The sequence below is a fragment of the Fructilactobacillus florum DSM 22689 = JCM 16035 genome (genome assembly GCF_001436645.1).
Lineage (GTDB): Bacteria > Bacillota > Bacilli > Lactobacillales > Lactobacillaceae > Fructilactobacillus > Fructilactobacillus florum.
Genome location: NZ_AYZI01000005.1, coordinates 96254 through 116818, shown reverse-complemented (window position 1 = coordinate 116818; position 20565 = coordinate 96254). Strand labels below are relative to the sequence as shown.

At 40.4% G+C, this 20565-nt stretch carries 23 protein-coding genes; all 23 read right to left on the bottom strand.

Annotation, left to right across the window (positions count from 1 at the left end):
- The gene (dprA, locus tag FC87_RS04035; RefSeq protein WP_056961708.1) at nucleotides 1-882 is read right to left on the bottom strand and encodes a DNA-processing protein DprA; all 882 of its coding nucleotides are present in this window, start codon (nucleotides 880-882) and stop codon (nucleotides 1-3) included.
- Nucleotides 883-913: 31 nt separating this feature from the next.
- The gene (locus FC87_RS04030; protein ID WP_056961706.1) at nucleotides 914-1672 is read right to left on the bottom strand and encodes a ribonuclease HII; all 759 of its coding nucleotides are present in this window, start codon (nucleotides 1670-1672) and stop codon (nucleotides 914-916) included.
- Complete coding sequence (gene ylqF / locus FC87_RS04025) at nucleotides 1672-2541, bottom strand: ribosome biogenesis GTPase YlqF (RefSeq protein WP_082619216.1); 870 nt, start codon at nucleotides 2539-2541, stop codon at nucleotides 1672-1674. Before ylqF ends, FC87_RS04030 begins: the two co-directional genes overlap by 1 nt.
- 15 nt (nucleotides 2542-2556) lie before the next feature.
- The gene (locus FC87_RS04020; protein WP_009166261.1) at nucleotides 2557-2778 is read right to left on the bottom strand and encodes a YozE family protein; all 222 of its coding nucleotides are present in this window, start codon (nucleotides 2776-2778) and stop codon (nucleotides 2557-2559) included.
- A complete protein-coding gene (locus tag FC87_RS04015; RefSeq protein ID WP_054689734.1) occupies nucleotides 2759-3283 on the bottom strand; it encodes a dihydrofolate reductase in 525 nt (174 codons plus the stop codon). Before FC87_RS04015 ends, FC87_RS04020 begins: the two co-directional genes overlap by 20 nt.
- Before the next feature lie 12 nt (nucleotides 3284-3295).
- Nucleotides 3296-4246, bottom strand: coding sequence for a thymidylate synthase (locus FC87_RS04010; protein ID WP_056961704.1), 951 nt, complete (start codon nucleotides 4244-4246; stop codon nucleotides 3296-3298).
- A 9-nt stretch (nucleotides 4247-4255) separates the two neighbouring features.
- Entirely contained in the window at nucleotides 4256-6142 is a 1887-nt protein-coding gene (locus FC87_RS04005) for an ABC-F family ATP-binding cassette domain-containing protein (RefSeq protein WP_056961702.1), read from the bottom strand.
- An 8-nt stretch (nucleotides 6143-6150) separates the two neighbouring features.
- Complete coding sequence (locus FC87_RS04000; RefSeq protein ID WP_056961700.1) at nucleotides 6151-7365, bottom strand: CCA tRNA nucleotidyltransferase; 1215 nt, start codon at nucleotides 7363-7365, stop codon at nucleotides 6151-6153.
- Between the two features lie 86 nt (nucleotides 7366-7451).
- Nucleotides 7452-8717: a tetratricopeptide repeat protein gene (locus FC87_RS03995; RefSeq protein ID WP_056961698.1), complete on the bottom strand. Its 1266-nt coding sequence runs from the start codon at nucleotides 8715-8717 to the stop codon at nucleotides 7452-7454.
- 72 nt (nucleotides 8718-8789) lie between these two features.
- Nucleotides 8790-9065: an HU family DNA-binding protein gene (locus FC87_RS03990; protein ID WP_009166255.1), complete on the bottom strand. Its 276-nt coding sequence runs from the start codon at nucleotides 9063-9065 to the stop codon at nucleotides 8790-8792.
- Between the two features lie 203 nt (nucleotides 9066-9268).
- Nucleotides 9269-10576 carry a ribosome biogenesis GTPase Der gene (gene der / locus FC87_RS03985; RefSeq protein ID WP_056961697.1) on the bottom strand — a complete coding sequence of 436 codons (1308 nt, stop codon included), beginning with the start codon at nucleotides 10574-10576 and terminating at the stop codon, nucleotides 9269-9271.
- A 65-nt stretch (nucleotides 10577-10641) separates the two neighbouring features.
- Nucleotides 10642-11859, bottom strand: coding sequence for a 30S ribosomal protein S1 (gene rpsA, locus FC87_RS03980; protein ID WP_009167194.1), 1218 nt, complete (start codon nucleotides 11857-11859; stop codon nucleotides 10642-10644).
- A gap of 85 nt (nucleotides 11860-11944) precedes the next feature.
- Complete coding sequence (cmk, locus tag FC87_RS03975) at nucleotides 11945-12634, bottom strand: (d)CMP kinase (protein WP_054689738.1); 690 nt, start codon at nucleotides 12632-12634, stop codon at nucleotides 11945-11947.
- A gap of 25 nt (nucleotides 12635-12659) precedes the next feature.
- Nucleotides 12660-13274 (bottom strand): LysM peptidoglycan-binding domain-containing protein, encoded by a 615-nt coding sequence (locus FC87_RS03970; RefSeq protein ID WP_056961695.1) that lies wholly within the window; start codon nucleotides 13272-13274, stop codon nucleotides 12660-12662.
- A gap of 54 nt (nucleotides 13275-13328) precedes the next feature.
- On the bottom strand, nucleotides 13329-14747 hold the full coding sequence (locus tag FC87_RS03965) for a RecQ family ATP-dependent DNA helicase (RefSeq protein ID WP_054689744.1): 1419 nt from the start codon (nucleotides 14745-14747) through the stop codon (nucleotides 13329-13331).
- On the bottom strand, nucleotides 14734-15813 hold the full coding sequence (locus FC87_RS03960; protein WP_056961693.1) for a helix-turn-helix domain-containing protein: 1080 nt from the start codon (nucleotides 15811-15813) through the stop codon (nucleotides 14734-14736). Before FC87_RS03960 ends, FC87_RS03965 begins: the two co-directional genes overlap by 14 nt.
- Nucleotides 15803-16363 carry an ECF transporter S component gene (locus tag FC87_RS03955; protein WP_009167199.1) on the bottom strand — a complete coding sequence of 187 codons (561 nt, stop codon included), beginning with the start codon at nucleotides 16361-16363 and terminating at the stop codon, nucleotides 15803-15805. The genes FC87_RS03960 and FC87_RS03955 overlap by 11 nt, the downstream gene beginning before the upstream one ends.
- A gap of 6 nt (nucleotides 16364-16369) precedes the next feature.
- A complete protein-coding gene (locus FC87_RS03950; protein ID WP_054689755.1) occupies nucleotides 16370-17107 on the bottom strand; it encodes a pseudouridine synthase in 738 nt (245 codons plus the stop codon).
- Complete coding sequence (gene scpB / locus FC87_RS03945; RefSeq protein WP_054689767.1) at nucleotides 17100-17669, bottom strand: SMC-Scp complex subunit ScpB; 570 nt, start codon at nucleotides 17667-17669, stop codon at nucleotides 17100-17102. Before scpB ends, FC87_RS03950 begins: the two co-directional genes overlap by 8 nt.
- Nucleotides 17647-18390 (bottom strand): segregation and condensation protein A, encoded by a 744-nt coding sequence (locus FC87_RS03940; RefSeq protein ID WP_056961691.1) that lies wholly within the window; start codon nucleotides 18388-18390, stop codon nucleotides 17647-17649. Before FC87_RS03940 ends, scpB begins: the two co-directional genes overlap by 23 nt.
- Nucleotides 18371-18739 (bottom strand): hypothetical protein, encoded by a 369-nt coding sequence (locus FC87_RS03935; RefSeq protein WP_009167203.1) that lies wholly within the window; start codon nucleotides 18737-18739, stop codon nucleotides 18371-18373. The genes FC87_RS03940 and FC87_RS03935 overlap by 20 nt, the downstream gene beginning before the upstream one ends.
- A 20-nt stretch (nucleotides 18740-18759) precedes the next feature.
- A complete protein-coding gene (gene xerD / locus FC87_RS03930) occupies nucleotides 18760-19644 on the bottom strand; it encodes a site-specific tyrosine recombinase XerD (RefSeq protein ID WP_191979372.1) in 885 nt (294 codons plus the stop codon).
- Nucleotides 19628-20518 carry a CvfB family protein gene (locus FC87_RS03925; protein ID WP_056961687.1) on the bottom strand — a complete coding sequence of 297 codons (891 nt, stop codon included), beginning with the start codon at nucleotides 20516-20518 and terminating at the stop codon, nucleotides 19628-19630. The genes xerD and FC87_RS03925 overlap by 17 nt, the downstream gene beginning before the upstream one ends.
- Nucleotides 20519-20565: the final 47 nt, after the last annotated feature.

The following is a 20565-nucleotide window of genomic DNA, read 5'->3' as shown; positions in this document are numbered from 1 at the left end:
TCAAATAACGACTCGTCCTAATAAATCGGCCGTTGTCAAACAGGGCTGGGCTCCAGCAGCAATCAGCTCATTACATCCAACCGAGGCGTGGTTGGTAATGGCGCCTGGAATTGCCAAAACATCACGTCCATTTTGTAAGGCTAGACTAGCTGTGATTAAACTTCCAGATTTTTGTCGTGCTTCAACTACTAAAAGTTTTTGACATAAACCAGCAATAATTCGGTTACGTTCTACAAAATGAAAGGGTAAAGGACCTTGCCCCCTACCGTATTCCGAAATCACCAGCTGATTGCTGGCTAATTGTTGCTGTAAGCTCTGATTTGCAGCTGGATAAAACCGATTTAATCCAGTTCCAAGCACTGCAATCGTTTGTCCACGAAAAGCCAGAGCTAGTTGGTGCCCAAGAGTATCTACTCCAGCTGCAAGCCCAGAAACAATCACATATTGGCTAGTAACACGCTGATCCAGTGTTTTTTTCATTGCAGCGACCGCATAATTTGAACAGTTTCTTGCGCCAACAATCCCGAGACACGGAGCTTTCTTCAATAAATCGAGCTTCCCTTGATAAAAAAGAATAATTGGTGGTTGATAAATCTCACGTAGCTGTGCTGGATATTTGGGACTAAGAATCGAAATCCACCCTTGTAAACGCTGTTCTTCCCATTCTTTAATAGTTTTTGTTGCAAAAAAAGCTGTTTGAAATCGTTCTGATTTAAGGCGAGCTGCCTGCAGAATTTTTATGATGTGTTCCAAAACTAAATCCCAGTTTGAAAAGGTTGCTGATTCTGCTGTTTGTAACCACGCTAGCGTTAACTGTTCCCCGCGCAAACCAATACCTGGACATAATTTAATGCGAAGTAAAATCTCATCTCGAATTAACATTGTAAAAACCGCCTTTTAGACAAGTACGATTTTAACCCAATAATTTTTTCACCGGTGCAAAACTTCGCCGATGAATCGGGGTAATTCCCAACCGGTTCATCGCAGTTAAGTGCGCCTGCGTCCCGTAACCATCATTGTGTGCAAAACCATAGCCAGGAAACTTTTGATCATAAGCAATCATTAAATCATCCCGAGTAACTTTAGCAATAATACTAGCAGCAGCGATGCTATTAGACTTTGTATCGCCTTTGATGATTTTCGTTTGTGTAATGGGAAGATCAATGGTCATTGCATCAACTAGAAGATGGTTGGGTTTTGGCAGCAACCCTAAAACCGCTTTTTTCATTGCCAAGCGGGTAGCTTCATAGATGTTTAGCTGATCAATTATTTCGGAAGAAACGACTGCCGAGGAATAACTAATTGCCTGTTGTTTGATTAGTGGAACCAACTTGCGACGTTTATGATCACTTAATTGCTTTGAATCGTTGACTGACAGCACAGCAAAATCATGCGGTAAAATCACAGCCGCCGCAACGACGGGACCGGCAAGCGGTCCCCGCCCGACTTCATCAATCCCAGCAACTAGTTGTCCCATTTCCCAGAACTGTTTTTCATAATGAAATCTTTTCTGAAAATCTTCTTGTAACTGCTGCTCTGCAAGGAGGCGCCGCCTTGTTTGTCGAACAGCTTGCTGCACTCCCTGTCGGTCATCAGTCTCCATTGCTTGTAAAAATGGGCTGGTAAGCATGGTTACCTGTTGTAGCCGTTGCTTAATTTCACTAACTTTCATCAATCAGTAGCTCCAGTTAATTCTGAATCGTAAGGATTATCAAGGGTAAAAGGACCCAATTTTCCCTTGCGAACATCCGTAATGATTCGATCAGCAGCTCGGTCATAATCATCTTTCATACCTAATTTAGCCGTGATCGTCAACAAAAGTTCTGGATTAGCTAATTCTAGTTCGGAAACATCCAAATGATATCGCTGCAACAAAGCACTTGGAGAAGTTTGTTTAAAAAATTGTATTGCAAAGAGAGCCACATCATCGCTGTGATAAGCTCGCTCACGAATCGCTCCAGTTAAAGCCAACTTTTCGGCCACCCGCTGATCTGCAAATTTCGGCCATAAAATTCCAGGCGTATCTAATAACTCTAAGCGACCATTGCCAGTCAGCCACTGTTGTCCTTTAGTAACCCCTGGTCGATTTCCAACTGGAGCCGATCGCCGATTAATTAGTTGATTTAGTAACGTTGACTTCCCAACGTTAGGCACACCAACACAAATGGCTTTGATTTTTTGGGGACTAAATCCCTTTGCTTGTTGTTGCGATAGTTTGTTAGCAAGTAAGCGTTTCGCTGCCTGCTCAACTTTTTTTTGTACCCCAGGAGTTTTAGCATCAATGGTGATTGCCGCTTGCCCCTGTTTTTGAAACCATAATAGCCATTGTTTAGTTAGCTGATGATCGGCTAGATCTGCTTTAGTCAAGATTAGGAGACGGGGCTTATTTCTACTAATTCGTGTTATTTCTGGATTAATCGAACTGATTGGAATTCGCGCGTCTAAGATTTCAAAGACCACATCAACTACTTTAATATTTTCTTCAAATTGACGAATGGCCTTTGCCATGTGTCCAGGAAACCATTGGATGTTCGTTTGCAATTGAATGCTCCTTCTTTAGTTCATTGCTGCCAAATATTGTTGCCAAGCAGCATCAAAAATGGTCATGGTTGGCAAATAACCAGCATTTTCTTCTAAATATTGTGAAAGTGTCGCAAAGTCATTAGTGTGTTTAGGAAATGATTGATCAAAGAAGGCATTATTTGCAAATTCAGCTACCGCTCCATGATCAAGAGGATTTCTGCGCGTCATTAAATAATCATAAAAACTTGTTTGCATCAGGAGATCCTTTCGCTACAGTTTTTCTGGCAAAGATTTCAAATTGATGAGGAAATTGCTCATTGTGAGCGCCGGCGATAACTTCCTGTCTAACAAAATCATCATAATTAATGGAAATCATATAGGTATCGCCTGGGACCGTTGCGTCAATTGTTGTACGATACAAAAACTGCGTATAAGGTAAAAGCTGTCTGAAAATAATGGAACCACCCACAACAAAAATCAAATCATTTTTGAATTCATTTGCATATTGCAAGAATTCCGACAAGGTCGAGAAAACCAAAACTTCTGCTGGAAACTCAGTGGCGTTCCGGTGAGTTAATACCAGATTTTTCCGGTTAGGAAGTGGTCGTTTAAAACTAGCATAAGTTCGTGCTCCAGCTAGAATTTGATGCTGGCTCGTTTGTCGTTTAAAAAACTGGAGATCATCCGGAAGATGCCAAGGAAGCTCACCCTTGCTTCCAATAACATGATTGTGCGCTTCTGCCCAAATAAAAGCTAACATGGAAGTCCCCCCTTATACTGCGACAGTGCCATGAATCGGTTTATCATGGTGATAATTTTCAATTTTAATATCATCAATATCATAACTAAAGATACTGCTTTTTTCTGGATTTAACCATAGTTGTGGTGCTGGATGCGGTTTTCTTGTTAGCTGCTCTTTGATTTGATCTAAATGATTTAGATATAGGTGGGCATCGCCAAGTGTGTGAACAAAATCTCCTGCCTGTAAATTACATTCCTTAGCAATTAAATTGGTTAAAAGTGCATAACTGGCAATGTTAAAAGGAACGCCTAAGAAAATGTCAGCGCTGCGTTGATATAGCTGACAACTAAGTTTACCGTCATTAACGTAAAACTGGAACAGAGTATGACAAGGTGGTAAGGCCATTTGGTCGACATCTTCAGGATTCCAGGCTGAGACAATCATTCGACGTGAGTCAGGATGATGTTTAATTGTTTCAATTACATTTTTTAGCTGATCGATAGTTTTTCCAGTCGATGTCTTCCAATTTCGCCATTGGCTACCATAAACCAAGCCAAGGTCACCATACTTAGCAGCAAATTCAGGATCATTTAGAATACGGTCACAAAAGCGGGCTTTTTCGGTTTGATAAATTCGATTAAATTCAACATCTTTTGCAGCTCGGTGACCAAAGTCATCCATATTAGGTCCATGATATTCATTTGAGGTGACCCATTTTTTAAAAGCCCACTCATCCCAAATGTGATTATTGTGTTGTAGTAGGTATTTAATATTAGTATCACCGTGTAAAAACCATAACAATTCACTCTTAATTAGACGAAATGGGACGCTTTTAGTGGTCAATAACGGGAACCCAGTTGTCAAGTCAAAACGCATTTGATAGCCGAAATAACTCAAAGTTCCGGTATTAGTCCGATCATCCTTCCGCTGCCCATGCTCTAAAACAAATTTAGCTAAATTTAAATACTCTTCTTCTAACATCGCTACTCCTTAATCACTAATAAATTGACTTAAATATTCCCATCGGTCCATCAGCTGTTGACCTTGCTGTTGGGTATCAGCCAACTGTTGTTGTAATTTTGCCAGTTTTTGATAATCGTTGCTTGCAGTTACCATCGCTTGCTGTAACTGCTGCACTTGCTGGTCGTTTTCTTCAATCTTATTTTCGATTTTATTCCATTCTAATTGCTCGCCGTAGGTTAATTTTGTTTTTTTGGTTACTTGTTTCGAACTAATCGGCTTAGTTTTTTTGTTAGTTGGTGCATCTTTTACAACAGCGGTTTGCTGCAAGTAATCACTAAACCGGCCAGTAAATTGCGTTAATTGCCCATCACCATTAAACAATAACAACTGATCGGCAGTTTTATCGAGAAAGTAGCGATCATGAGAAACAATTAAGACCGTTCCGGAAAAGTTAGCCAGATAATTTTCAAGTACCGTTAACGTTTCAATATCAAGGTTATTGGTTGGTTCATCTAATAGCAAGACATTGGGCTGCTCCATTAGGATTTTAAGCAGATATAAACGACGTTGTTCGCCCCCTGACAGCTTGCGAATCATTGTTCCATGCATCTCTTTTGGAAACAAAAATTCCTCTAACAAATTAGTTACACTAATTTGTTCACCCTCATTATTAGGAACTTGTTGGGCAATTTTCGTCAAATAAGTAATTACTCGCTGATCTTGTGGAAACGGCTCCATCTGTTGGGAATAATAACCAAATTTAACTGTTTCCCCCACTATAATTTGGCCATGCTGTAGGGGTAATTGCTGCATAATTGCCTTGAGAAAAGTAGTTTTCCCGGCACCGTTTTGACCACTGATTCCGATTCGATCACCATTTTTAATTAAATAATTGAAGTCATGCAAAACCGGATGCCCAGCAATGGTCAAATCGACGTCTTTAAATTCTAACACCTGCTTTCCCAGTCTAGCTTGTCCAAGTTCAATATTGAGTTCCTGGGTGGCTGTTGGTTCATTTTGGACTTGCTGTTTTAGATCATTAAATCGTTCAATTCTAGCATTTTGTTTAGTTGACCGAGCTTTTGCTCCCGCCTTCATCCAAGCAAGTTCTTGCTGATAAAGCCGACGCCGTTTGTGAGCAGCCGCTGTCTGATCGTTTAATAACTTGGCCCGCTGAGCAACATAATCTTGATAATTACCAGAAGAACGTTGTAGCTGACCCCGAGACAATGACCAGATTTGATTGGAAATCCGATCTAAAAAATAACGATCGTGGGTTATTACCACCAAAGCTCCGTGATATCCGGCTAAAAACTGTTCTAACCAGGCAATTGAATCAAAATCAAGATGATTGGTTGGCTCATCTAGTAATAACAAATCGGGGGCTTGAATTAAAACCTGGGCTAAACCCAATCTTTTTTGTTGTCCTCCTGACATTGTTTCAACTCTTTGATTCAAATCTGTGATCTTTAATTGATTTAAAATTGTTTTAATCCGACTTTCAGCATTCCAAGCATCTGACTCGTTCATGTGTGCTTCAGCTTTTAGATACTGTTGTTCTAGTTCAGACACCCCTGGGTTTTCACTATAAGCAGTGAGCGTCTGCTCATAGCGACGAATTATCTGAAAAATGGATTGTTTGCCGGCTAACACTGCATCCAATACCGTTAAATCCATTCCCAGCACCGGTTGTTGTTTCAAATAACCAATCCGATAATTTTTGGGAGTTTTAATTGTTCCGGTGACAGTTTCATCTAATCCCGCAATTGAATTCAATAATGATGTTTTCCCACTTCCATTTGGACCAATCAATCCAATTCGGTCATGTTCATTAATGATAAAATCGATGTTGGAAAAGAGGGTCTTTTCACCGTATGTTTTTGTTAAAGCAACTGCTTTTAATGTTTCAGCCATAAATATCCTCAATCTTCTTTAGGGTTTAATTTCTGAGCAGCCTTAAGTAAGGCTACCGTATCATTAGGTAGTTCTCCTGCAACCACGGATTTTTCTAATTGTTCCAATACTTGGCCGAGGTTCGGTCCCGGAGTAAAGCCTGCTTTCAGTAGGCTTTTTCCATTAATATGCAATTCGCCCCGTTTTTTGATTGGCAACTTCTGATATTGCTTTTGCAAACGAGCTAAAGAAATTGTTGATCGATAAAGTAAAGCCACGTGAGCACTTTGTTGAAGTAGAACCCAACCAGTTTGATAAAGCTCCCAAGCCGTGAGCTCTCTTTGGCACATAGTCTGAGCAGCCTGCGTCGCAATAACAGTTTCATTTAACAATTGATTAGAATTTTTCCAGGTTCGTAGCAAATGTTTAAGCTTGGTTGAATTGAGCCGTAGCGCAACCGCAAGCAATGTCCAAACTTCTACATTTGTTTTCAAACGAACAGCTGGAACATGACTAATTAATTGTTGCAGTTGAGGCTCATACGCCGATAACACCGGGATGTGCTGTAAAATTTTGGTTTTAATCATTTGTTCTAAACCATGCATGGGGGTTTGGCCAAGCATCATTTTACTAAATTCTGCATTAATTCGTTCAATTGAAATCTTCTCTAACAAAGCAGCCTTATGATACATTGCTACCAAGGTCTGCTTTTCAATGCAAAAATCAAGCTGACTGCCAAACCGGACAGCCCGCATCAAACGAAGTGCATCTTCTTGAAACCGTTGTTCGGGATCACCAACTGCTTTAATCAGCCGCTGGTCTAGATCTCGCAATCCAGAAAATAGGTCAATGACATCTCCGGTCGCTGTCATTGCAAGGGCATTAATAGTAAAATCACGGCGCTGTAAATCTTCTTTTAAAGAACGAACAAACGTCACTTGATCTGGTCGACGATAGTCTTGGTAACCACTCTCCGTACGAAAAGTAGTGATTTCAAAGCTTTTCCGGTCATATCGTACCGTAATGGTTCCATGTTCAATCCCCGTATCAATCGTGATTGGAAAAATTTGTTTGATTTCTGCAGGATAAGCCGAGGTGGCCAAATCGACATCGTGCAATTCTTTATGCAAGAGCGTATCTCGAACACATCCCCCAACAAAATAGGCCTGATAACCATGTTGTTCAATTTTTTGTAAAACTTGCTTAGCATCAAGAAATTCTGGCGGTAACTCTTTAATCTGCAAAATTAATTTCTCCCCTCCAACCTCAATAAACCTATTATAACAAGAAAATAAAACAGGATTAGCCTTTTCCCGTAGCTAATCCTGTTTTATAAGGTTTCATTTAAATCAATTAATAACTCTTCCATCTCTGGATCGTCGGGAACTATTGCTAGGTACCGGTTTAAAAATTTAATTGCTTGGGTTTGCTTACCCATTTCTCGATAAAATAAAGTCGCCTGCTTTAAAAAATCAGGATTATTAAGTAAGCCGGTCGCAGCTTGTTGATAAAATGATTCCGCCTGCTCCCACAATTCTAATTTGGTTGCAGCCGTTGCGGCGTCCCAAGCTAGTTGAGGTGTTACATCAACTTTTCCTTGATCCGAGTCAACCAGCTCCAGAACCTGCCGATAGTTCCCTTGTTTGAGCTCGAATGCCGATAGCTGATTAATCAGAGCTTGGTTTTCGGGATTTATCTGATATCCCTGCCTCAAAGTTTGTTTTGCTAACTCTGGCTGCTGTAATTGCTCAGCAAGCTCGGCAAGCTTTAGATATAAATCATCGTTATATTCATCAACCCGTAGCCCTTCTTGTAGCGTGTGCAACGCGGCGGTTGGTTGCTGATCAGCAGCAAGTGCTTCTCCTAAAGGAAGATAGAGTGAGGCAAACTGAGGATCAGTTGTTTGTAACTGCTGTAACTGTTCAATAGCAGCCTTTAACTGCCCTAGTTGTAAATAGGTAACGCCTAATTCAAATTTAACCGTTGGGGTTTGCTGTCCAGCTTCAATTTGCTCCAAATATCCTAAAGCTTGCTCAAAATGACCCAATTGAGCGTAGGTCACCCCCAAACGCTCCACTAAATTAACATTTGAAATCTCTAAATGTCCACTTTTAAGTAGTTGTAAATAGAGCGGTTGTGCCTTTTCGGGTTGCTGTGTCGCATAATACAATTCAGCAAGAGCAAACGTAATCACTGGTTCGTGCGGAGCAAGTGCTTTAGCCTGCAACAATTTTTGCTCACTAACTTCTGGAAATCCTTGGGTTTGATATAAATCCGCAGCAACTAGTAGCGCATTTACATAGTAATCTGACGACGGTTTAATTTCGTTTAGATAATTGAGTGCCTGATCTTCTTCGTCCTGAGCGATCATTAAATCAGCCAAATTCGTCCGGAGTTCATCTTCGCTTGGATACTTTTGTAATAATTGTTGATAAATTTTAATGGCATCGTCATTAAAACCTAAGGCGTATAATTCTTCAGCCAAAGAGTTCAGCAACTCATCATCATCATGCTCCAAGGCCTGCCCGAGTGCTTGTTGATAAGTTTGCAATTCTTGGTTATGGAGCGCTGTGAGCACCTGTTCTGAAAAACTCATAATTATCTCCCGTCTTTAAGTAACAAAAAAGCCAGCTCGCAACTGCGAACCGACTATTAATCAAATAAAGAATTATTTGACAGCATCCTTTAAAGCTTTTCCAGCTTTGAAGGCAGGTACTTTACTTGCAGGAATTTCAATTTCCTTACCAGTTTGTGGGTTGCGTCCCTTGCGAGCAGCACGTTCGCGGACTTCAAAACTACCAAAACCGATCAATTGAACACGTTCACCCTTAGCAAGCTGATCTTGGATGGCATCAAAAACTGCATCCATTGCAGCGGTGGCATCCTTTTTAGTTAATCCTGCTGCTTTCGCAACATCATCCACTAATTCTGCTTTGTTGGCCATGAGTGTTTCACCTCCTGAAAGATGTCTGACAAAAACATCGACTATAAGCTCCTGATAGATATGTACCGGAACTAGAACGAGATAACAAAATGGCTATCTCATAGACTAAAGATAGCACACGAAAACCGAGTTTGCAACGTTTGCCGGTAATCTTTGTCAGATTTTTTCATTTTTTTATTATTAATTTCATTTTAACCAAAAAATCATTTTCTTTTTCGTGCAATTAAACGCAATGGAGTTCCTGTAAAGTCAATTTGTTTACGAATCTGATTTTCCAAATAACGACGATATGAAAAATGTAATAATTCAGGTTCATTTACAAATAAAACGATCGTTGGTGGGGCTGTTGCCACCTGAGTTGCATAATAAATCCGTAATTTTCGGGTTTTGATCGTGGGCGTAGGCGTCATGCCAATCGCATCCATAATAATCTCATTTAAATGGGAGGACTGAATCCGCTTAGTATGGTTATTATTGATTTGTTTAATCAAACTAGGAAGTTGACCTAAACGCTGCTTAGTCTTTGCGGAAACGAAGATGATTGGCGCATAGGCTAAATATTGAAATTCAGATCGAATTAGCGCTTCAAATTGTTGCTGGGTATGATTATCTTTTTTGACTGTATCCCATTTATTGACAACAATAATGATTCCCTTACCAGCATCATGTGCATAGCCAGCTACGCGCTTATCTTGTTCTCGAATTCCTTCTTCAGCATTTAAAACAACTAAAACAACGCTACTATCTTCAATGGCTTTCATGGCGCGCATGACACTATACTTTTCAGTTTTCTCGTAAACCTTACCACGTTTCCGAATTCCAGCGGTGTCAACAATTGTGAATAATTGCTGATCCGCCACAAATTTGGTATCAATAGCATCGCGGGTGGTTCCGGCAACTTGTGATACAATCACACGCTGATCGCCCAGCATCGAATTTACTAATGATGATTTTCCAACATTGGGTCTTCCAATTAAACTAAATCGTAGACTATTATCCGGTGCGTCATCGGGAACCTCTGGAAAATTACGGATAACCGCATCTAATAAATCTCCCAGCCCTAAACCATGTGCTCCAGAAATTGGGTACGGATCTCCCAATCCAAGCGCATAAAAATCATAGGCATTGGTACGGCTTTCAAAATTATCGATTTTATTAACCGCCACAACTACGGGGGTGTCTGATCGATATAACAGATGGGCAACCTGTTCATCGGCATCAGTGACGCCCTGCTTGCCATCAACTATCAAGATGATAACATCTGCTTCATCAATTGCAATTTCTGCCTGAGCGGTAATTTGTTTCATAAAGGGCGCATCAGACAGCTCAATCCCGCCAGTATCAATTAGATTAAAATTCACCCCCAGCCACTCTGCCGGAGCATAAATCCGATCACGAGTTACTCCAGGAGTATCTTCCACAATTGAAATTCTTGCTCCTGCAATCCGATTAAAAATGGTTGATTTACCAACATTTGGTTTACCGACAATTGCTACAGTGGGTTTAGCCATTATTTTACCTCGATTTAAGCATTAAAAAATCCTTCAAGCTTGAAGGATTTTTTAATGAATTATTTTTATTCACGGTCATCATTATCAAGTTCATGACCCAAGATGTCACCTAAAGTAAATCCACTCTCTTCTTCTGGAGCAGCATTAGTTGCATGATCATCGACGTTTTGCTTGGGTTCGTCCTTAGCAGCAGCCTGTTCCTCTGGCTCTTCAAGTGCTTTAATCGATAGCGCCAAACGATGTTCCTCTGGATCAATCGAAAGTACTTTAACCTGAATCTTCTGACCAGATTTAAGGACATCACTAGGCTTGTCAATGTGTTCGTGAGAGATTTGTGAAATATGAACTAAACCTTCCACTCCAGCAAAGACTTCAACAAAGGCTCCAAAATCAACTAAGCGTTTAACGGTTCCATCTAGTACACTTCCAACCGGTGCTTTTTCCTCGATGTCATCCCATGGTCCCGGTTGTAATTGCTTAATTGAAAGTGAAATCCGATCACGCTCTGGTTCAACCGAAAGTACCTTAACTTTAACTTTTTCACCGACACTCAATACATCAGCGGCTTTGTTAACATGATCATAAGAGATTTCTGAAATATGAACCAGCCCGTCAATACCACCCAAGTCGATGAAAGCACCGAAGTTAGTTAGCCGCGCAACGGTTCCTTCAACAACATCGCCAGCAGCTAAGTTGTTCATGATTTCTTCTCGAGCTTGCTTCCGGTTCTTTTCAGCAATTGCTCGATGAGATAAGATTAACCGATTTTCCTCTGGAACAACCTCAATAATCTTAACTTCTAGTTCTTGACCCTTGTATTGATTTAAATCACTTACAAAGTGATCAGTAATCATCGAAGCAGGAATGAAACCACGAACTCCGTCTGCATTAACCACTAAACCACCCTTAACCGGGCGGGTAACTTTAACAGTGATGTTTTCATCCTTGGATTCTTTGTCTTTAATCTCATCCCAGATTTTTAATGCTTCAAGTCGCCGAACAGATAGCAAGTAACTACCATTTTCTTTGTCGTCACCAATCTTAGAAACAACAACCACTTTGATTTGATCACCAACTGAATATTTATCAGATGGATTTTCATCAGGATCAGCAGAAACTTCTTTGCTAGGGACAACCCCTTCTACACCGGCGCCTTCAATTCCAACAATTAATTGTTGGTCATTGTCAACAGCCAAAACTTCACCATTAACAACATCACCAATTTTTACCTCTTTGATATTATCAAGAGCGTCCAATAATTGCTTGTTTTCATTATCACTCATCTAAACGATTCCTCCTCGAAACTACTCTAACTTTATTGTATCTTAATTAGTTTTATTTTTCCAGCAAATAATATCTAACATTCGACTATTTTCTAAATTCATTAGCTTTTTGGATCATTAAACGAGTGATTTGTTCACAAACCTGCTCGATTGTGAGTGACGTCGTGTCAATTTCAATCGCATCTGGAGCCTTTCTTAGTGGAGAAGTAGCTCGATGGGAATCTTTATAATCCCGCTCTGCGATTTCTGCTTGTAAAGTTTTGAGACTAGTTGTAATTCCCTTTTGCTGGTTTTCCAAATACCGCCATTTGGCCCGTTGAGCAACGCTAGCAACCAAAAAAAGTTTCAAATCTGCCCGAGGTAAAACGGTCGTTCCAATATCGCGACCATCCATCACAATGCCACCTGCAAGTGCTAATTCTTGTTGCCGAGCAACCAGTGCCTTACGAATCGCTGGTAGAGCCGCAACCGTGGACACGTTATTAGTGACTATTTCAGAGCGAATCTCATCAGTTACTTCGGTTTCATTGATAAATACCCGTTGCCCCGCCGATGCTGGCTGAAAACTAATTGTGATTTGTCGTAAAAGTTCAATAAGTTGATCTTCATTAGTTAATTCTAGCCGCTGATCGAGCGCTGCTAAGGTTAAGGCACGATACATGGCCCCAGTATCAACATATATGTAGTTAAACTTGTGCGCCACAATTTTAGCTACGGTACTCTTCCCAGCGGAAGCTGGTCCATCAATTGCTACTTGTAATCCGTCTTTGCCCATTTTATTCAATCCCTATTTTATATTATTAATGAACCCGCAGTTTTTGCCCAGGTGTCAGCGTACTCTGTGGTGTCAATCCGTTTAACTGTTGCAACTGCTGCACTGTAATTCCGGCATTTTTAGCTACGCGATACATGCCTTCGCTTTGGTTAACGGTGACATACTGTGGTTCTTGATTTTGATCACGATTAGTGGGTGAATTTGGTTCTGATTGCACAGATTTTTCGGTTTGCTTAGTCGTATTAGTGACCGACTGCGCTTGATCTGAAGGAGCATTTGTCGAATGCTCGTCAGCTGGTGAATTTTCCTTTTCTGAGGTTTTCTGAGACTCATTTTTGACGGAAGATTGTGGTTGCTTCTTCGGCTTGGCTTGTCGATGCTTTGTTTGGCTCTTCGAAGTCCGCTGTTTACTTGATTTATTAGGCTCTGCGGATTGTTGAAGCGAGCGCTGCTGTGACATTCCAAATGCTAATGAAAAAATTGCAATGATAATAACGACCGAAATTAACACTAGCAAGATGATGCGAAAATTACTCTTGCTTTTTCTCAATTCAATTCGGGAAAGGTTTCCCTTATTGTCACGATCATCAGAAAATGATTCATCCCATGGTTCTGATTTATGTTTATCAGTTTGTTTCAAAATTAATCCCCCAAAATCAATATTTGCTTTTGATTATACCATGAATTGCCACGGTTAAAATAACTTGGTAATGATTTCTCGCCAGTCCATTATTGGTTTGTTAGTAGCTGGTTGACTGGTAGAACTGTATAAATCAGCATTAATTTCAGTTTCAATCCCATTGTCGCAACAATCATCGTCATGCTGATCGAAACTCTCAGAACAGCTGGCAAGTAACTTCTTCCTCCGACAACCAGTTTGATTAATATACTCTAGCAGGGCTTGGAAAGCCTGTTGTTTTTGTTGCGCACGTTGTGCAAAAATGATGCGTAATTTTTCCATAGTAACCCGGTGGTGGTGATAAAAACGCAACAATTGTTGTTTTTGCGGTGCAACTTGAGTAAGCTGTTTGGTTTGGTATGCTTTTAAATCGACCGATGTTAACTGATCTAAGCTATTTAATTGGCGAGCCAGGTTAGCATCTTGATCTGTATACAACAATAATGCCAGACTCGGTAATCCATCACGCCCCCCGCGGCCAATTTCTTGTTGGTAACTTGGTAAATCCTGAGGCAAGTGATAATGAATTACAAAGCGAACATCTGGTTTATTAATCCCCATTCCAAATGCTGTGGTAGCACAAATAACTTGTAGCTGATTATTCATAAATTGTTGCTGAATTTTATACCGATCTGGATTACTCAAATCAGCATGATAGGCTGCCGTAGCAAGGTTGGTTGCACGATTAATCGCAGTTGCCATGACATTGGCCATTTTTTTACTAGAAAAATAGATGATTCCAGAAGAAGGTGTCAATTTCTGCAACAACTGCAAAAGATAGTTTTGTTTAGCCGCCTCATTATTAAAGTGATGAACCGCTAAATAAATGTTAGGCCGATTAATACTCTCAACCACCGTTTGCAGGGACGGTAACCGTAATTTATGTTGCAAATCGGCACGAACTTGCTGACTTGCGGTTGCAGTTAATAATAGCGTCTGTGGTTGGCCTAATTTTTTTAAAACATGCGCTAAGTTTAAATAATCTGGACGAAAATCAATTGCCCATTGAGAGATACAATGGGCTTCATCGATTACAAACAAGCCGATTAATAATTTTTGGAATTTTTTTAAAATCTGGGGGTTCGCCAACATTTCTGGTGAAACAAAGAGATAGCGATAGCGGTTTAAATGCGTTAGGACATCTTGTCGTTCTGACCAGTCTAGCGTTGAATTCAAAGCAACCACTCGCCGCTCTCCTGAATAACGCATTCGTTCTACTTGATCATTCATTAGTGCTAAGAGAGGCGAAATAATCAGGATCGGACGGTGAATTAACTCACCATAGATCTGATAAATTAAAGTTTTGCCTGCTCCCGTTGGTAAAATTGCTAACACATTTTGTCCCCGTTGTAACATTGTTAATGTTGCTCGTTGCCCCGGACGAAAAGCTTTGTAGTGGAATTTTTGTTGCAAAAGTTGATCAATCACTGCCATAATTTTGAACTTTCTGCCCTTCTTTGGTTAGTTTAATGGCTCCAAGCCGAAACTGCCAAAAATCACAGGTGCTGCGAAAACGATCAGAAAGCGCTTCGTAGCGCCAATGATCTAGTTGCTGACCAAGTTCTTTTTGAATTTCCCTAATTTGTAAATCACTCACAAAATCATGATATGGAAATTTTGCCAGTGGCAGGTCAATCGCTGCTAGCAAGAGGTGTTCTGTAATCGTTGATGGACGCATTTGCCGTTTATTTTGAACAGCCTTCAAACTATGAAAACGTTGATAGAGCTGTAGAGTCGTTGCTACGCTTGGATCAATGATCGGTTTTTGCAATCCCTGAAGTAACGGACTTAGTGTTAAAGAGGTATCTTGTAGTGCTTGCTGCGCAAGTTGAGCGATTCCAAACAAGTCCGCCTGGATAACTTCCCAGTCAGTCCATTGATGATTGAAAGCAATTTGTGTCAAAGTGGCTCCATTATTTTCAAAGCCAACCAACTGTTCTGCCACCACGGTCGCCGCTGTTGTTGTTAGTGAACCCAACATCTTTTGCAAATCTTCTTTGAGCTGCTGCGCAGTCTCCAATGGACTAACCAATCTAGTATAGTAAGTCTTAATAAATTGACGATCCGATCCTGCTACTAGTAATGGATGATATTGTCGATTACCATGAGCCCGTTCGGACATAACTTGAATCAACAACAATAAACGTTGCTTAAAATGGAGCAAGTCTAACGACTGAAAGCTTGCTTGCCAACCCTGCCAGGGTTCCAAAAATTGAAGCCGTCGTTGCTGTGCAATCCCTTGTTTGGTCAGCTTCAACTCATTTTTGGAAGTAGTCGTCACCAGTCCCTGTCCTTGAGTACCAGAAAAATCTAACTTCAAGGAACCCCAGTAGCGTTGCAATCCAGCAAAACCTAACAATCCATAGCGAAGCCCCCAATACCGAGTCGCCACGGTCTTTTTCCCAGCCAGAAGATTCACTAATAAGCGCGGTCGACGGGGCTGATGGTCTGATAGTAGTTCTAACAATAAAGCATCACTTGCCGTGATTTCATTTGACATAACGACCAGGCAAGACATTAATAATTACTGTAAAGACTGTTCCCACAATTAAACCCTTCAAGAGGTTAAATGGCGCAATTCCAATCAAAATTAGTTTGGCTAGCGGAATCCCTAAGTGAAAGCCGACTACATTGATGTACAGTGGCATAAAAACGAGATAGTTAAGAATACTCATGATCACGGTCAGCAATAAAGCAACCGTGATAACCACTAAGATTGAACGATAGCCTGATTTTAGGACATATTTTTTCCCTAGCCAAAAAATAGTAATGAACACTAAGGAAACCACTAAAGAACTGCTTAAGCCAATCAATTCAATGACTGAAAAGCCCATTGTCATCCAATAAAGAAACAATTTTAAAACGGTCGTTTCAACAGCCGCACTGGGTCCCAACATAAAAAGTCCAATTAAAATCGGAATATCAGCAAAATCTAATTTTAAGAAAGGTACATATGGTAATACGGGAAAGGAAATAAACATTAATAAGTATGCAATTGCTGCTAATACAGCCACAAAAACTTGACGCTTCAACTGTTGATTATTTTTCATTGGTAGTTACTCCTTCGCTTCACTAATTTCCAATAGATTTCTTACTTCTCTTTTTCGTAGCGGGCGCCATTGGCCAGGCTCTAACCCACCAAGATCAATTCCAGCAAATGCAGTTCGTTTCAGGCGCTCCACTGGATGACCAACTGCTTGAAGCATATTCTTAACTTCATGATTGTGACCTTCAAAAATGGTTAGTTCGAGCAGTCCTCGAGCCTCGTGTTGACCAACGTTAGCTAATCGGCGAACTTCCGCTGGAGCACTTCGCTGATGATCAGGTAATCTGACTCCTGTCCGCAACTGCTCCAGGGCGTTTTCGTCAGGAATTCCTTCGACCTTTGCAAGGTAAGTTTTCGGAACATGGTGCTTAGGATGGGTTAGTTGGAAATCTAATTGACCATCATTGGTTAATAACAGTACCCCACTGGTATCATAGTCCAGCCTCCCGACCGGATAGATTCTTTCAGATACCTTATGTTTGAAATAATCTAGGACGGTCTTTCGATCTTTTTCATCCGTTGCGGATGTAATCACACCACGTGGCTTATTTAACACAAAATAGACGGGATCTTCTAATTTGATTGGGTGATGATCAACCTCAATTCGATCAGTTGGTTCAACTTTTGCCCCTAATGTTGTAATTATTTTGCCATTAACTCGAACATGGCCGGTTAAAATTAGTTTTTCACTTGCACGACGAGACGCTACTCCTGCATGTGCAAGGACTTTTTGTAAACGATCACTCACTGGTCTTTGCTCCTTTATTAATTTGCTTAGGGTGAAACAAATCACCGCTAACTGGTTGTGGCTTGGCACGAATCGCTGGCAAATCTGCAAGTGACTGGAGACCAAAGGCCTGTAAAAACTGATCAGTCGTCGCATACTGAGCCGGATTTCCAGGCTCATCAGCATGACCACTGACGGTTATCAGACTATAACTTTGTAAATTACGTAGCGAAACAGCACTATTAACCCCGCGTAACTGATCAAGCTGGATTCTAGTAATTGGTTGACGATATGCGACAATCGTTAAAACTTCTAATGCTGGTTTTGATAGTAATGGTTCATTTGTTTCCGTAAAAGATTGTAGTAACTTGTCAAATTCCGGTTTGGTCGCAATTTGAATTAGATCGCCATGGCGCACAATCACCAGTGCACCATTCCGCTTTTCATAAGTGGATTGTAATTTTTTTACATTTTCCCGAATTGCTGCTACAGGAACGTTTGTAAGTTCTGCAAGCTTTTGGATCGTAATCCCCTGATTAGCAGAAATGTAGACGAGAGCTTCAATTTGTGCTAACAAGTTCATGCACTCGCCTCCTAATCCAAATATCAGCATGATAATTCTGTTGCGTGACCTCCACTAATTGCGAGCGCACCATGGTTAGTAATGCTAAAAAATCTGTTACTAACTCTTCTTTTGACATCATGGGGTTTAGTAGTTGCGAAAAAAAGAGCCCAGCTGGATGCTCATCTAAAGCGTTTTCCAATATTTTGATCTGAGTAGGAATCTCAAATTTCCATTCTTGAATTTGTTCATTCGAAATCGGCTGTTGGTTAAGTTGCCGCCGACTTTGCAACCGTTGCCAAGCCTGTCGTAGTAGTTCTACCGATAAATCATTTGGCTGGATTGTGGTTTGTTTCTGAACTGCCCCTGGAGTAATTGAGTGCCAAAGTTGTCGCTTAGCTGCTTTTTTTCGCAACTGCTTAGCTGCTTCTTGATATTTTTTGTATTCTAATAACTGGTCAACTAGTGGTTGTCTTGGATCTTCCGGCTCATCAATTGCTAACTCTTCAGCTAAGAGCACTTTCGATTTAATCCGCATTAAATTCGCTGCCATTACTAAAAATTCGCCAGCTATTTGAATATGCACGTGCTTTAGTTGCTGCAAATAAGCAATGTACTGCTCCGTAATGGCAGTGATGTTAATGTCATAAATATCCATCTTTGACTGTCGAATTAAATGTAGCAATAAGGCCAATGGTCCATCAAAACTATCTAAATGAAGTTCAAGCATTTTTTCGCTCATTATTTTGCTCCCAAGTATTTAAATAATTTTGTGTCGCTAACGTTCCCTGCAGCGGAATATCTGGATACAGTTGTTTCAAATCATCTAGAACATTAAAAATGTTAAAGACCGTATTAACATCTGGAGTGAGAGTAATGCGACGAACAACCAGACAGCTAGAAAAAGATTCAGTTCCGATTACTCCCGCCCAATTATTAAATTGATCGCGCCATAAATACAAATTACGTTGCTTACTATCATTGTACCAATGAAGTTCCTGTTCCAAATAATCCGCTCGATCGCGAACTTTGGCTAAAGATAGGATCCCCATTGCAATCCGTTTATTATCATCTTGGTATTTATATAACATTAATGAACCCTCTTTCCAAGCTATGCCCGGGGATGAAATCGCTTATAGGCTTTTGTAAGATGCTCATGTGAGACATGCGTATAAATTTGGGTGGTTGAGATATCTGCGTGTCCGAGCAATTCTTGCACTGTCCGTAGATCAGCACCATTTTCCAATAAATGAGTTGCAAAACTATGGCGAAAAGTGTGTGGTGTAACAATTTTTTTGATACCAGTTTGTTGGACATACCCTTTAATTTTTTGCCACAGAGCTTGCCGGGTTAGTTGCCCCCCGTGAGCATTTAAAAAAATAAAACTATTTGCTTGTTTTACTAGCTTAGGTCTAACCTCAGCGAGGTAACGATTTAACCACGATTGTGCCACCGAATCAATTGGCACTAATCGTTCTTTATCGCCCTTTCCAATTGTTTGAATCAACTGAACCTCTAAATGAAGATCTTGCAATTTTAGATTAACTAACTCAGAAACCCGTAATCCAGTGGCATATAGCACCTCCAGCATCGCTCGATCACGAATTCCAAGTGGTTTGTTCAAATCTGGAAGTGCTAAAATTTGATTCATTTCACGTTCAGACAACACGGCTGGTAAATGAAGTCCCTGCTTGGGTGGTTTTATTTTGGTCATAGGATTGTTATTGATCACTTTCATTCTGATCAAATACTGAAAAAATTTACGAAGGGTTGAAATGAGACGGATAATTGAATTTCTAGCCTTCCCTTGCTGTTGTTCCCAAGTTAAAAAATCAAGGATTTGATATTGATCAACCTCTACAAATGACGAAAGGTGATGTTTGGCTAGGTAACTTGCGAATTGGTGTAAATCTTCTCGATAACTAATGATGGTGTTATGGGCTAATCCCCGTTCGATTAATAAAAAATGTAAATAATCGTCAATTTGATCCTGCATCATTGTCATCCTGCTGCTTCAAAATCAGCATATTAGGCTCAATTTCAATCAAACGCTTTTTTAATAAGTTCCCGACAGCGCGTTTAAATTGACCCTTACTAATGCCCAAGTTTGCCTTGATTTGCTCTGCATCACTTTTATCACCATATGGTAACTGATGGGTAGCACTCATTTCTAGCATGCGCAGCAGCATTGTTGCATCGTCACTAATTGCTTCGTACGCCCGTGGTCGAAGCGAAAGATATAGTGTTTTATTGGGACGAACTCCGATCACACGCGCTTGCAATTGTTGACCCAACCGTGGTTCTTGTTCTAGTTCAGAACGATCAATAAAGCCTAGTTGATAGTTTTTAGTTAAAACCTTAGTTCCCATTTTTTTAGGATTAATAACGGTAGCTACCACGTTTTGATTTTGATCTTTCTCTTTACTAGCTGGCTGAGAAATTGCTTTATAAATTTGATCATCAGCAAGGTGGCCCCACAGACGATGTTTTGCATCAAACTGCATCGTAACGAGCAACCGATCCCCAGTATCCGGCCAAAGTGATTTCATAGCAGGCAATTCATCAAGAGAAATAGCTAAATCTTTGTCAACCAGACCAATATCAAGAAAAACTCCCAAATCGTGCTTTACTCCAACAACTGTTCCCCAACCATAGTACCCCGGTTTAATATCTGGAATTGCCTCCGTTATTTTTAATTGGCGATGTTTATTCTCATAGCAAAAGCCCCGTAACGAAGCTCCTAGTGAAAATTGTTCAGCGGGCTCTGTTTTGTTAAGTGCGTAAGTTCTACCGTGAATTTGAACAAAATAATTTTGTTCATTTTCATCAGTAATGATCCCTGTCTTGATGAGTCCTAAATCTTCATTCATACCTTGCTCCAATGCACCAGTTTGTCATTTTTATTATAACAAACAAA

Excerpts from the sequence above, each read along its gene's own strand:
- dprA (WP_056961708.1), bottom strand. The coding sequence starts at position 882 with ATGTTAATTCGAGATGAGATTTTACTTCGCATTAAATTATGTCCAGGT.
- FC87_RS04030 (WP_056961706.1), bottom strand. The coding sequence starts at position 1,672 with ATGAAAGTTAGTGAAATTAAGCAACGGCTACAACAGGTAACCATGCTT.
- FC87_RS04020 (WP_009166261.1), bottom strand. The coding sequence starts at position 2,778 with ATGCAAACAAGTTTTTATGATTATTTAATGACGCGCAGAAATCCTCTT.
- FC87_RS04015 (WP_054689734.1), bottom strand. The coding sequence starts at position 3,283 with ATGTTAGCTTTTATTTGGGCAGAAGCGCACAATCATGTTATTGGAAGC.
- FC87_RS04010 (WP_056961704.1), bottom strand. The coding sequence starts at position 4,246 with ATGTTAGAAGAAGAGTATTTAAATTTAGCTAAATTTGTTTTAGAGCAT.
- FC87_RS04005 (WP_056961702.1), bottom strand. The coding sequence starts at position 6,142 with ATGGCTGAAACATTAAAAGCAGTTGCTTTAACAAAAACATACGGTGAA.
- FC87_RS03995 (WP_056961698.1), bottom strand. The coding sequence starts at position 8,717 with ATGAGTTTTTCAGAACAGGTGCTCACAGCGCTCCATAACCAAGAATTG.
- FC87_RS03990 (WP_009166255.1), bottom strand. The coding sequence starts at position 9,065 with ATGGCCAACAAAGCAGAATTAGTGGATGATGTTGCGAAAGCAGCAGGA.
- der (WP_056961697.1), bottom strand. The coding sequence starts at position 10,576 with ATGGCTAAACCCACTGTAGCAATTGTCGGTAAACCAAATGTTGGTAAA.
- rpsA (WP_009167194.1), bottom strand. The coding sequence starts at position 11,859 with ATGAGTGATAATGAAAACAAGCAATTATTGGACGCTCTTGATAATATC.
- cmk (WP_054689738.1), bottom strand. The coding sequence starts at position 12,634 with ATGGGCAAAGACGGATTACAAGTAGCAATTGATGGACCAGCTTCCGCT.
- FC87_RS03965 (WP_054689744.1), bottom strand. The coding sequence starts at position 14,747 with ATGGCAGTGATTGATCAACTTTTGCAACAAAAATTCCACTACAAAGCT.
- FC87_RS03960 (WP_056961693.1), bottom strand. The coding sequence starts at position 15,813 with ATGTCAAATGAAATCACGGCAAGTGATGCTTTATTGTTAGAACTACTA.
- FC87_RS03955 (WP_009167199.1), bottom strand. The coding sequence starts at position 16,363 with ATGAAAAATAATCAACAGTTGAAGCGTCAAGTTTTTGTGGCTGTATTA.
- scpB (WP_054689767.1), bottom strand. The coding sequence starts at position 17,669 with ATGAACTTGTTAGCACAAATTGAAGCTCTCGTCTACATTTCTGCTAAT.
- FC87_RS03940 (WP_056961691.1), bottom strand. The coding sequence starts at position 18,390 with ATGAGCGAAAAAATGCTTGAACTTCATTTAGATAGTTTTGATGGACCA.
- FC87_RS03935 (WP_009167203.1), bottom strand. The coding sequence starts at position 18,739 with ATGTTATATAAATACCAAGATGATAATAAACGGATTGCAATGGGGATC.
- xerD (WP_191979372.1), bottom strand. The coding sequence starts at position 19,644 with ATGCAGGATCAAATTGACGATTATTTACATTTTTTATTAATCGAACGG.
- FC87_RS03925 (WP_056961687.1), bottom strand. The coding sequence starts at position 20,518 with ATGAATGAAGATTTAGGACTCATCAAGACAGGGATCATTACTGATGAA.